Raw genomic sequence first — 10,411 nt, forward strand, 5'->3', positions numbered from 1 at the left:
GGTCATCGTCATCGAGCACCACCAGGCCGTCATGGCCCACGCCGACTGGATCATCGACCTCGGCCCCGGCGCCGGGCACGACGGCGGCAAGGTCGTCTTCGAGGGCACGCCGGCCGACCTGGTCGCCAAGCGGTCCACACTCACCGGTGAACACCTGGCGGAGTACGTCGGCGCCTGACGGCTCAGTGGACGGAGAACCCTCCGTCGACGAACAGGGCCTGGCCGGTGACATAGGCGGAGGCGCGGCTGGCGAGGAAGACCGCCGCCCCCGCGAAGTCCTCGGCCAGGCCGTTGCGTTTGACCATCGTGCGGGCGGCCAGCGCCGCCACCTTCTCCGGGTCGGACGACAGCCGTCGGTTCAGCGGCGTCATCACGAACCCCGGCACCAGCGTGTTGCAGGTGACGCCGTACGGCGACCAGGCCTCCGCCTGTGACCGGGCCAGCGACTCCAGCGCCCCCTTGGAGACGCCGTAGGCGCCGCTCTGCACGAAGGCCCGGTGCGCCTGCTGCGAGGTGATGTGGATGATCCGCCCGAAGCCGCGCTCGGCCATCCCGGGGCCGAAACGCCGGCCCAGCAGATAGGGGGCCTCCAGGTTCACGGCCATCGTGGTGTCCCACACGTCCTCGTCCAACTCGGCCATCGGCGGCCGCAGGTTGATCCCGGCGGAATTGACGAGGATGTCGGGCTCCCCGAACACCTCGGCCGCCGCCTCCGCCCCCGCCCGCACGCCGTCACGCGTGCTCAGATCGGCGCTCACCCAGGCCGCCCGGCAGCCGTCGGCCGTCAACTCCTCGACCGCCGCGGCCAGTTCCGCCTCCTTGCGGGCGACGATCACCACCCTCGCGCCCGCCCGGGCCAGGGCCCCGGCGATGGCGCGCCCGATGCCGGAGCTGCCGCCGGTCACCAGGGCTACGCGGTTGTCGAGGGAGAACAGTTCGGAGAGGTAGGCCTGCGAAGTCATGGCCGCACCCTATGCAATGGCCTCAGAACGTCCGCTGCAGCAGATCCAGCAGCGCCGCCCAGTGCCGCTCGTCCGCCTCCTGGTGGTAGGCGGCGGTGTCGGCCTGGGTGAAGCCGTGATGGGCGCCGGGGTAGACCTCTGCGCGGTGGCGGACGCCCGCCGCCGTCAGCGTGTTCTCCAGCCGCTCCATCTGCTCCACGGGCAGCCCGGGATCCTGGTCGGCATGGCCGAAGTACAGCTCTCCGGTCGCGCGTTCGGCGACCAGGTGCGGGCTGTCCGGGCCGTCGGTGGCCAGATGGCTGGCGTGGAAACAGGCTGCCGCCCCGACCTGCTCCGGGAAGGTGCCGGCGGTCATCACGGCCAGCCGGCCGCCCATGCAGTAGCCGGTCAGCGCGACCGGACCGTCGGCGGCGAGAGGGCTGTCGGCCAGCCAGCGCAGACAGGCACCGGCGTCGCGCATCGCCAGCGCGGGCGTCAGGGACTGCATGACCGGCCACAGCCGCTCGAAGATCTCCGGACGGGCCGCCGGGTCGATGAACTCGGGCAACTCGACCACCGGCGCCCGCCCGTGCCGGTAGAACACATTCGGCACCAGGACCGTGTAACCGGCCTCGGCCAGCCGATCCGCCATGGCTCGCAGCCGCGGCCGCAGCCCGAAGGCGTCCATGTAGAGCAGGACCGCGGGATGCGGTGCCCCGTCACCGGGGTGGGCCAGATAGGCGTCGGCGGTGCCGTCCTCGGTGACGATGTCGACGGCGGTTCCCTGTACGACGGTCATGTCGGGGTCGTGCCTCTCTGCGCAGGGGGGTCGGAGCAGGCCTGACCCTGGGAAGGCCAGGTCACGGCCATCCTGGCACGCGTCTCCGAGAGCCCCCGGGCCGCCCCCGCCTCACTCGAAGCGCGTAGTGTCCCCGGCGCCGCGCCGTACGATCTCGGTCTCCCCGCCGGAGAAGTCGATGACCGTCGTGGGCTCGGTGCCGCACTCCCCGGAGTCGACCACCGCGTCCAGCACATGGTCCAGGCGGTCCTTGATCTCCCAGCCCTGCGTCATCGGTTCGTCCTCGTCGGGCAGCAGCAGGGTGCTGGACAGCAGCGGCTCGCCCAGCTCGGCGAGGAGCGCCTGGGTGACGACATGGTCGGGGATGCGCACACCGACGGTCTTCTTCTTCGGGTGCTGGAGCATGCGCGGTACCTCGCGCGTCGCGGGCAGGATGAAGGTGTAACTGCCCGGCGTGGAGGCCTTGATCGCGCGGAACACGTCGTTGTCGATCCGCACGAACTGCCCGAGCTGGGCGAAGTCCTGGCACACGAGGGTGAAGTGGTGCCGGTCGTCAAGACGGCGGATGGACCGGATCCGCTCCATCCCGTCACGGCTGCCCAGCCGGCAGCCCAGGGCGTAGCAGGAGTCCGTCGGATACGCGATGAGCGCATCGGCACGGACGCTGTCGGCGACCTGGGAGACGATACGCGGCTGGGGATTGTCGGGGTGCACATCGAAGTACTTCGCCATTGGCCGAGCGTATGCCCTGCACCGGCTTCGCACGCGCAGGGCAGGCCCACCTTCACGTCCGTACCCGCGGCGCCTGAAGTGGGCCGCCCTGGAAACCCGTTCTCGCTGTGGACGTGGGCGGCCGGTTCGGTGAGCGTGCGGTAACGTCGCGAACCGGTTGTCGGGAACGGGATGAACGGTGAGGAAGGCCGATCGTGGCTGGCCGAGAGGATGGGACGCGTCGTGCGGAGGTGAAGGGCGCGGCGTGGGAGCGGGAGTTGCTGGAGCTGCTGCGGCCAGGGCGGAGCGTTCGGCAGGTCGTCGCCTGGCTCGCTGACGCCGTGGACGGTACGGCCTGTCTGCACGACGACTCCGGCGCCGTCCTCGCGGGGACCTCGCTGGACAGCGGGCCGTTCGAGGATCTGTTCGGGGACATCGTCGCCGGGCGCATCGCCTCCGCCGCGTGGGAGGGGCCGGGGCGTCATCTGCGGCTGGTCCGGGTCGCGGCGTCGGCGGGTGTGCTGACCGTGTCCCGTGCGGTCCCGTTCGACCGGCGGGCCTCCGAGATCGTCACGCACACCGTCCAGGTCCTCGAACTGCTGCTCAGAGCCCATGAGTCGACCGTCGCCGTGCACCGACTCGAACGCGCCACCTCCGACCTGCGCCTGGCCATCCTGCAACTGCTGATGGTCGAGGACACCGTCGCCGCCCGCCGGGTCGCCGCAGGCCTGTGGCCCGGACTGCTCGACACCGACACCGCCTGTGTCTACGTCGTCGAGAGCCGCCCCGAGGAACGCGACCGGCTCGTCGAGGAGTGCCTGGACGCGACGGGCGAGCAGGCACTGGTCGTGCGCTGCCCCGCCAGGGAGGAGCACGTCATCGTCGTCACCCCGAGGGAGGCCGTGGCCGGCGCCCTGCGCTCGCTGATCGGCCCTCGCCCCCGCGTCTTCCTCGGCGGCAGCGCCCGGCAGAGCCTGGCCAGGACCGCCACCGCCTACGGGCAGGCCGTGAGCGCGCTGGCCGTGGCGCACTTCCGCCCGGACAAGGCGGCGGTGTATGCGGAGCGCACCCACCCCGAGCGCCTGATGGCACCCGCCGCGCTGCACGGCTGGACGGCCCGGGTGCTCGCGCCGCTCGACGGCCTGCCCCACCACACGCACGCGGAACTCCTCGCCACCACCCGTCTCGGCCTGGAGTTCACCGCCGTCAGCGCGGCCAAGGTCCTGGGCGTCAGCCGCAACACCGTCCGCGCCCGGATGGAACGCGTGGAGGCCCTGCTGGGTACCGACTTCTCCGACCTCGCCGCCCGCGCCGTCGTCCATCTCGCGCTGAACACCCAGGAGAGCCTGGAGCACAGCCAGGACGACCAGGCCCCCGCGTCCGTCGACCTGGCCGATCTGCTGACCGGTCCCGCCATGTGTGCCTGGGCGCACGACCTGCTGGCCCGTCTGGACGCCGACGCCCGCGACCTGCGCCGTACCCTGCGCACCTGGATCGCGGCCGGTGGCAACGCCGAACGCGCGGCGCAGACCCTGGGTGTCCACGCGCAGACCGTGCGCGAGCACGTGCGCGCCGCGGAACCCGTCCTCGAACGGCAGCTCCTCGTCGGCGGCGGCGATCTGTACGAGGTAGTGCTCGCTCATCTGGCGGCGGGCGATCTCGATCGGCCCACCCTGCAGGGGCTGAAACGGGGCGAACCGGACTCACTTGTGCACAGGTGAGCCCCGAGCCCCGCGCAGCGGGCATCAATGCGGTTCACAAGTGCCCTGCCCTGGACGTAGGTTCGACGAACCGCGGGGGCGCGACCGGAACGGGGGACCGGTCGGCCCTCGCGCGGCTGTCTCCGGGTCAGCCGCCCAGCCGCACCGGGATCTCCTGCCAGCCGAAGGCGATGAACGACGGCACCTGACGCAGTTGTTCGGCGTCGACCGCGAGCCGCATGTCCGGGAACCGGTCGAAGAGGGCCGGCAGAGCCGTGAGTGCCTCCACGCGGGCCAGCGGAGCGCCGATGCAGCGGTGCACGCCGATGCCGAACGCCATGTGGTCGTCCGCCCCGCGCGCCGCGTCGAAGGCGTCCGCGTCCGGGCCGTAGTGCGCCGGGTCGAGGCCCGCGGCGGCGTACGTCGTGATGATGGCGTCCCCGGCCGGGATCGTGACGCCCGCGACCTCGACGTCCGTGACCGCGAACCGCAGCGGCAGCGAGGCGATGGACGGGTGGACGCGCAGGGTCTCGTCGACGACCGCGTCCCAGCTGATCTCCCCGGACCGCACGGCGGCGAGCTGCTCGGGGGCGCGCAGCAGGGCGACGACCGCGTTGCCGATGAGGTTCACCGTCGTCTCGAACCCGGCGCCGATCACCAGCAGCAGCGTGTACAGCAGCTCCTCGTCGCTGAGCCGGTCGCCGTCCTCGTCGCGCACCCGGATCAGCTCGGTCGTCAGATCGTCGCCGGGGTGCTCGCTGCGGTGGGCGATCAGCGCGGGCAGCACCGTGCCGATCTGCTGCTGCACGAAGGCGGCGTGCTCGGGCGAGGGGTCCGAGGTGTCCATGATGGCCGCGATCAGCCGGGTGGTGTCGGCCACCAACTCGTCGGGCACGCCGAACAGTTCGCAGATGAACCGCAGGGGAAGGGGATGGGCGAGGGCCGCCTTGACGTCCACGACCCCGTCGTCGGCCTCGGTCACCTTGTCCAGCAGCTCCGCGGTGATCGCCGCCACCCGCGCCCGCATCGCCTCGGTGCGCCGCTGGGTGAAGCTGGGCGCGACCAGTTTGCGCAGCCGGGTGTGGTCGGGGCCGTAGGTGGAGAGCATGTTGACCACGCCGACCCAGCCCAGGATCCAGCCCCAGGAGGGGTGTTCGCCGATCTCGGGCCACAGCCTCCAGTGTTTGCGGGGGTCCTTGCTGACGCGCGGGTCGAGGATCAGCTCCTTGAGGGTGTCGTAGCCGGTGGGCGCCCAGGCCGGGATGGAGCCGGGCAGGTCGACGGGGACGATCGGGCCGAGCGCGCGCAGCCGGGCGGACTCGGCGGCGATGTCGGATCCGAACGGGTCGAGGGCGAAGCGTTCGGTACGGTCGGTCACGGTCACGACGGGCCTCCAGGCAGATCGGGGGAGCGGGGGCTGAACCGCACGGGCAGGGAGGTCAGCGAACGGTGGAACGGACCCGGCCGCCAGGTCAGACGCTCGCGCGGCAGGACGGGTTCGAGGTCGGGCAGCCACTGGGTGAGCCGCTCGATCGCCTCGGTCGCGATAAGCAGCGTGTGCTGTTTGACCGGGCAGGCGTGCGGCCCCGCCGACCAGGACAGATGCGAGGCGTCACCGGGGTGCCGGTGGCCGCCGCTTTCCTGCTCGGCGGCGTGCGCGAGGGCGCCGTAGGAGATGACGACCGGGACCGAGGCCCTGATCCACGCGCCGTGGAAGGTCACGGGCCGGCGGGCGTAGTGGATGCCGTAGTTCGCCAGCGGTGTCTCGTGGTGCAGCACCTCCACCACGGCGTCCATCACCGGGCGGGCGCCGCTGGTGAGGGTGGAGTAGTAGGAGGGGTTGCCGAGGATCCGGGACAGGGCGTTGGACACCAGGTTCGCCGTCGGTTCGTGTCCCGCTCCGAGGGTGAGGAAGACCTGCCAGGTGACCTCCTCCGGGGTGAGCCCGGCCGGATGGTCCAGCAGCCAGCTCGGCAGGTCCTCGCCGCGCCGCTCGGCCTTGGCGGCGATCAGCTCCAGCACATAGCCGCCGAACTCGGCCTCGCCCTCGGCGGCTTCGGCGCCGCCCTCCATCATCTTGCCCAGTGCCGCGTTGAGCCGGTCGCTCGCACTGTCGGGCAGCCCGAACAGATTGTTGAACACCAGCGCCATCAGCGGCCGGGCGAAGTCGCCCACCAGGTCTGCCTCGCCGCGCGGCCCGATCCGGCCGACCAGCAGCCGTACCGAGCGGTGCACCCGGGCCCGCAGGTCGTGCGGTTCGACCCGGTCGAAGGTGTCGATCAGGGTGGTGCGGTAGCGGACGTGCGCGTCGCCGTCGGCGAACAGGGTGTTGGGCCGCCAGCGCATCATGCCGAGGACGGGGGAGTCGTCGGCGACCGTCGCCTCCCAGGGCCGCGGATCGTGCGAGAACGTCTCGGTGTCGTGCAGCAGATCCAGGGCGGCGCGCCGGTCGGTGACGACGTACGCCTGGATGGCCGGCGCCAACTCGGCCCAGCCGACCGGGCCTTGGGCGCGCAGATCCTCGTAGTAGCGATAGGGGTCCAGTGCGAAGCCGTCCTCCCACAGCCGCACGGGCGCGGAGCGGGAGAAGGTCTGCTGGGCGGCGGGGTAGGTGGTCACCGGTTCTCCGGAGGGTGGCGGTCGATCAGGTGCTGGACCAGCGCGAGCAGCGCGTCGATGGAGGAGTTCGCGTCACGCGCGTCGCAGGTCACCATCGGCGTGCCCGCCTCCAGGTCCAGCGCGGCGCGCAACTGCGCCTCGGTGTAATGGCTCGGCGCGTCCGGGAAGGCGTTGAAGGCGACGGCGTACGGCAGCCCGCTCTCCTCGACCAGGCCGAGCACGTCGAAGGAGGCGTCGATCCGGCGGCTGTCGACCAGCACCAGCGCGCCGAGCGCCCCGTAGGCGATGTCGTCCCACAGGGAACGGAACCGCTCCTGGCCGGGCGTGCCGAACAGGTACAGCACGATCCCGCCGCCCAGGCTGATCCGGCCGAAGTCGATGGCGACGGTGGTCGTCGACTTCTCCCGCACCCCGGCCAGATCGTCCACCGGGGCGGACGCCTCACTGAGCCGCTCCTCGGTGTGCAGCGGCCGTATCTCGGACACGGAGTCGATCAGCGTCGTCTTGCCCACCCCGAACGGGCCCGCGACCAGGATCTTCACCAGATCGCGGGCGGTGTCCGGCAGGTGGATGCCGCTAGTCGTGCTTGAGGGCGCGAAGGCCATCGGCCACTCTCTTCAGCAGGTCGGGGTCGAAGCGTTCGGCGGTCGGGATCGGGGCGCGGGCCAGGACCAGGTCGCGGTCCAGGAGCGCGCCGGCCAGGACCCGGACGGCGGAGACCGGCAGCCGTAAGTGCGCTGCGGCCTCCACGACCGTCAGGGAGCCGCCGTGCAGGGCGTCCAGCAGGGCGAGTTCGGCGGCGGGCAGGCCCGCCGGTGCGGGCTCGCCGCTGCCGGTGAGCACCGACAGCCGCTCCAGGTGGGGGCGGCTGGGCCGGGCCTTGCCGCCGGTCGACAGATACGCGGGGACCAGGGGACGGCCGCCCGGGCGGCCTGTCATGCCGGCGCGCCGCCGTCGGCTCCTCGGGGTGCGGCGGCCATCGCCTTCTCGCCGAGCCGCGCCACCTGGGAGTGCACCCGGTGGGCGAGCAGATCGAGGCGCACCTCGCCGTCACCGTAGGCGGCGACACAGGTGCCGTGGTCGGTCGGCACGATCAGCACATACCCGTGGTCCGACTCGATGACCACCTGCCGCACCTCGGCCCGCTCCCGGTCGGCGAAGGCGGCCGCCGCGGTACGGCAGGCCCCCTGCACGGTGCTGGTGATGGCGGCCACCCGCTCGGCAGACGGCTGGGTGAGCGCGTCCGTGTACCCGGTGACGAGCCCGTCCCGGGTGAGCAGCACCGCGGCCACGACATGCGGCACCTCAAGGATCGGTTCCAGAACCCACGCCGTGTCTCCTGCTTCGCGGCCGGTCATCGGGCCGTTCCCCCTTCGTGGTCTTCGTGGTCTTCATGGTCGGTGTTCTCACCGGCGGCGGCACGGGCCGCGGCGGTGGCGGCCTGGAGCGCGCCGAGCGCGGCGGCGGCCTCCTCGGGACGCCGTACGGGCGGCCGCTGTTCGGGTACGGCCGTGTCGGCGGCGGCCGCTCGGGTACGGCGCCGGCGCTGCGGCAGCCCGTCGGCGTGCCGGGAGGCGGGCGCGGCGTCGTCCGGCTCGGGCACGTAGTCGTGCCCGGCGCTGGGCGTCTGGGCGGGCGGCTCCTCGGCGGTCGCCCGGCGCGTCGGGCGCGGGGCGCTGGCGGCCGGGGGCTGCTCCTCGGGGTCGATCCGGGTCAGCAGATGGCTGTCGACGCGCAGGACCGCCCGGACTCCGCCGTACGGTGAGGGCGAGGACAGGTCCACGGTGAGGTCGAACTGGCGGGTCAGCTGGCCGATCGCGGCGAGCCCCATGCGCGGCGGATCGCCGAGGTCGGTGAGCAGGATCGGCTCGGAACCTGCCACCATCCGCTGGGCGCGGTCCCGTTCGTCCTGCGTCATGCCGAGGCCCGCGTCGTCGACGGTGACGCAGACGCCGTGGTGGACGTGTTCCAGGTTGACCACCACGTCGGTGTCCGGCGCGGAGTGCCGCAGCGCGTTGTCCAGCAGCTCGGCGACGATGATCGCGACCGGCTCGACGGCGTGCGAGACCAGGGCGGTGCCCGGCTGGAGGTGGTTGTTGACCCGGACCCGGTGGTACCCGGCCAGCCGGGCCTGCCCACCGGTCACCGCGTCGACCAGGTGGGACTCCTCACGGGCCAGCCCCACCCAGGCCCCGCACACCACCGCTGCGACCTGGGCGCGCCGCAGCGACTGCTCGTTCTCGTGGTCCAGTTCGAACAGGGTCTGCGCCAACTCGGGGTCGTCGTACTGCTGTTGAAGGCCGCGCAGCGCGTCCTGGAGGCGATACAGCGCCGCCTGGATCTCCCGTGTGGCGCCGCGCATCCCGGCCTGGGCGGCGGCGTCGACGCGCAGGTGCTGTGCGGTCAGCTCGACGCGCAGCTGGTCCAGCACGTTCTCCATGGCGACGCCGAGTGAGGAACCGGCCGCCCGGAGCTGGAGGGGACCCGGCACCGCGACATGGGGATGCGCCAACTGGCGGGCGGCTGCGGGAACGCGCTTCGCCGCCAGATGCTCGACCTCGGCCGCGAACGTCTGCACCACGCCGTCGAGATGGGCGCGCAGCGCGGCGATCTCGTCGCGCTGCACGGCCCGTTGCCGCCGCGACCGGAGCAGCCCGCCGCCGAGGGCGAGCGCGGACAGTGTGCCGACGGCCAGACCGCCGACGGCCAGGTCCGGTAGTTCGATCATGGAATCGGTATCCAGAGAAGTGGGCAGGGGTGAGTGCGAGGACCCCTCACGAGGCGCTCGCAGCACAGTACACACCGTCATCGACCGCTCTCGCACGGTCGATGGGTACTTCGCTCCGAATCTGCCCGCCCTCTGTTCACTTCTGCGTCAACTGTCTGAATTGCCGTACGGAAGGGGCGAGTTGACGATGCCGCGCGCTCGGCGACTGGTCGCGGTCAGGGCGGGTACCCGGTGCCCGACGACAGACGGGGCCGACCAGGCCCCGGCCCGACCGAGGAAGGGGGCCCGAATGACCAGCAGTGTGGAGACCGGCGGAGTGACCGGCACGGCGGACAAGGACTACAACCTGATCTGGTACGTGGAGGCGTGCCTCAGCAACGCGCTGCGCCTGGAGACGTACATCCAGGACGCGGAACGCGGCAAGGACACCGAGGTCGCGGACCTTTTCCGCAAGGCCCAGGCGGACAGCCGCAAGGGCGCTGAGCTGGGAAAGGACCTGCTCCGCTCCCGTCTGACCGGCGGCTGACACCTGTCCCGCACCCACGGCCCGGACCCCGTCTCGCACGCGGTGTCCGGGCCCTTTCCGTGCCACGGCCGAGATTCGCGGAAAGAATTTCCCACGGCGATGTCGAGAACCGGTGACCGGCTGCGTCCCCGGGGTGAACGCGACCACAATGGGTCGCACCAGTAACAAGGAGAGCCACCATGGCCAAGTACCTGCTGCTCAAGCACTACCGTGGCGCTCCGGCATCGGTCAACGACGTTCCCATGGACCAGTGGACGCCGGAGGAGATCTCGGCCCATGTCCAGTACATGAACGACTTCGCGGCCCGGCTGGAGAAGACCGGCGAGTTCGTCGACGGTCAGGCGCTCGCCCCCGAGGGGGCCTGGGTCCGGTACGACGGTGAGGGGG

At 72.0% G+C, this 10,411-nt stretch carries 12 protein-coding genes; 3 read left to right on the top strand and 9 right to left on the bottom strand.

Features of this window, described 5'->3' with window-relative positions:
* Positions 1-182 precede the first annotated feature (182 nt).
* The 3 genes from H4N64_RS43145 to H4N64_RS43155 form a co-directional block, all read right to left on the bottom strand.
* A complete protein-coding gene (locus H4N64_RS43145; protein WP_186288093.1) occupies positions 183-962 on the bottom strand; it encodes an SDR family NAD(P)-dependent oxidoreductase in 780 nt (259 codons plus the stop codon).
* 22 nt (positions 963-984) lie between these two features.
* Positions 985-1,740 carry a dienelactone hydrolase family protein gene (locus H4N64_RS43150; protein WP_186288094.1) on the bottom strand — a complete coding sequence of 252 codons (756 nt, stop codon included), beginning with the start codon at positions 1,738-1,740 and terminating at the stop codon, positions 985-987.
* A 111-nt stretch (positions 1,741-1,851) separates the two neighbouring features.
* On the bottom strand, positions 1,852-2,472 hold the full coding sequence (locus H4N64_RS43155; RefSeq protein ID WP_186288095.1) for an L-threonylcarbamoyladenylate synthase: 621 nt from the start codon (positions 2,470-2,472) through the stop codon (positions 1,852-1,854).
* 194 nt (positions 2,473-2,666) lie between these two features.
* Here H4N64_RS43155 and H4N64_RS43160 point away from each other — a divergent pair, with 194 nt between their 5' ends.
* Entirely contained in the window at positions 2,667-4,172 is a 1,506-nt protein-coding gene (locus H4N64_RS43160) for a helix-turn-helix domain-containing protein (RefSeq protein WP_186288096.1), read from the top strand.
* 127 nt (positions 4,173-4,299) lie between these two features.
* Here H4N64_RS43160 and H4N64_RS43165 read toward each other — a convergent pair whose 3' ends face one another.
* Genes H4N64_RS43165 through H4N64_RS43190 form a run of 6 tightly spaced genes read right to left on the bottom strand, consistent with a single transcriptional unit; the run spans position 4,300 to position 9,498 of the window.
* Positions 4,300-5,535 (bottom strand): cytochrome P450, encoded by a 1,236-nt coding sequence (locus H4N64_RS43165; RefSeq protein WP_186288097.1) that lies wholly within the window; start codon positions 5,533-5,535, stop codon positions 4,300-4,302.
* Complete coding sequence (locus H4N64_RS43170) at positions 5,532-6,770, bottom strand: cytochrome P450 (protein ID WP_186288098.1); 1,239 nt, start codon at positions 6,768-6,770, stop codon at positions 5,532-5,534. Before H4N64_RS43170 ends, H4N64_RS43165 begins: the two co-directional genes overlap by 4 nt.
* Positions 6,767-7,375: a GTP-binding protein gene (locus H4N64_RS43175; protein WP_186288099.1), complete on the bottom strand. Its 609-nt coding sequence runs from the start codon at positions 7,373-7,375 to the stop codon at positions 6,767-6,769. Before H4N64_RS43175 ends, H4N64_RS43170 begins: the two co-directional genes overlap by 4 nt.
* Complete coding sequence (locus H4N64_RS43180; protein ID WP_186288100.1) at positions 7,347-7,709, bottom strand: DUF742 domain-containing protein; 363 nt, start codon at positions 7,707-7,709, stop codon at positions 7,347-7,349. The genes H4N64_RS43175 and H4N64_RS43180 overlap by 29 nt, the downstream gene beginning before the upstream one ends.
* Positions 7,706-8,128, bottom strand: coding sequence for a roadblock/LC7 domain-containing protein (locus tag H4N64_RS43185; RefSeq protein WP_186288101.1), 423 nt, complete (start codon positions 8,126-8,128; stop codon positions 7,706-7,708). Before H4N64_RS43185 ends, H4N64_RS43180 begins: the two co-directional genes overlap by 4 nt.
* The gene (locus H4N64_RS43190) at positions 8,125-9,498 is read right to left on the bottom strand and encodes an ATP-binding protein (RefSeq protein WP_186288102.1); all 1,374 of its coding nucleotides are present in this window, start codon (positions 9,496-9,498) and stop codon (positions 8,125-8,127) included. Before H4N64_RS43190 ends, H4N64_RS43185 begins: the two co-directional genes overlap by 4 nt.
* Before the next feature lie 289 nt (positions 9,499-9,787).
* Between H4N64_RS43190 and H4N64_RS43195 the strand changes: the two genes are divergently transcribed.
* Complete coding sequence (locus H4N64_RS43195) at positions 9,788-10,024, top strand: hypothetical protein (protein WP_186288103.1); 237 nt, start codon at positions 9,788-9,790, stop codon at positions 10,022-10,024.
* Between the two features lie 179 nt (positions 10,025-10,203).
* A partial coding sequence (locus tag H4N64_RS43200; RefSeq protein ID WP_472910315.1) for a YciI family protein occupies positions 10,204-10,411 on the top strand: 208 nt, incomplete at its 3' end.

Origin of the sequence: Streptomyces cupreus (genome assembly GCF_014257025.1) — a bacterium.
Classification (GTDB): domain Bacteria; phylum Actinomycetota; class Actinomycetes; order Streptomycetales; family Streptomycetaceae; genus Streptomyces; species Streptomyces cupreus.

What these genes read in the sequence shown, in the direction of transcription:
- H4N64_RS43180 (WP_186288100.1), bottom strand. Translation starts at nt 7,709, where the DNA reads ATGACAGGCCGCCCGGGCGGCCGTCCCCTGGTCCCCGCGTATCTGTCG.
- H4N64_RS43185 (WP_186288101.1), bottom strand. Translation starts at nt 8,128, where the DNA reads ATGACCGGCCGCGAAGCAGGAGACACGGCGTGGGTTCTGGAACCGATC.
- H4N64_RS43150 (WP_186288094.1), bottom strand. Translation starts at nt 1,740, where the DNA reads ATGACCGTCGTACAGGGAACCGCCGTCGACATCGTCACCGAGGACGGC.
- H4N64_RS43175 (WP_186288099.1), bottom strand. Translation starts at nt 7,375, where the DNA reads ATGGCCTTCGCGCCCTCAAGCACGACTAGCGGCATCCACCTGCCGGAC.
- H4N64_RS43195 (WP_186288103.1), top strand. Translation starts at nt 9,788, where the DNA reads ATGACCAGCAGTGTGGAGACCGGCGGAGTGACCGGCACGGCGGACAAG.
- H4N64_RS43190 (WP_186288102.1), bottom strand. Translation starts at nt 9,498, where the DNA reads ATGATCGAACTACCGGACCTGGCCGTCGGCGGTCTGGCCGTCGGCACA.
- H4N64_RS43145 (WP_186288093.1), bottom strand. Translation starts at nt 962, where the DNA reads ATGACTTCGCAGGCCTACCTCTCCGAACTGTTCTCCCTCGACAACCGC.
- H4N64_RS43155 (WP_186288095.1), bottom strand. Translation starts at nt 2,472, where the DNA reads ATGGCGAAGTACTTCGATGTGCACCCCGACAATCCCCAGCCGCGTATC.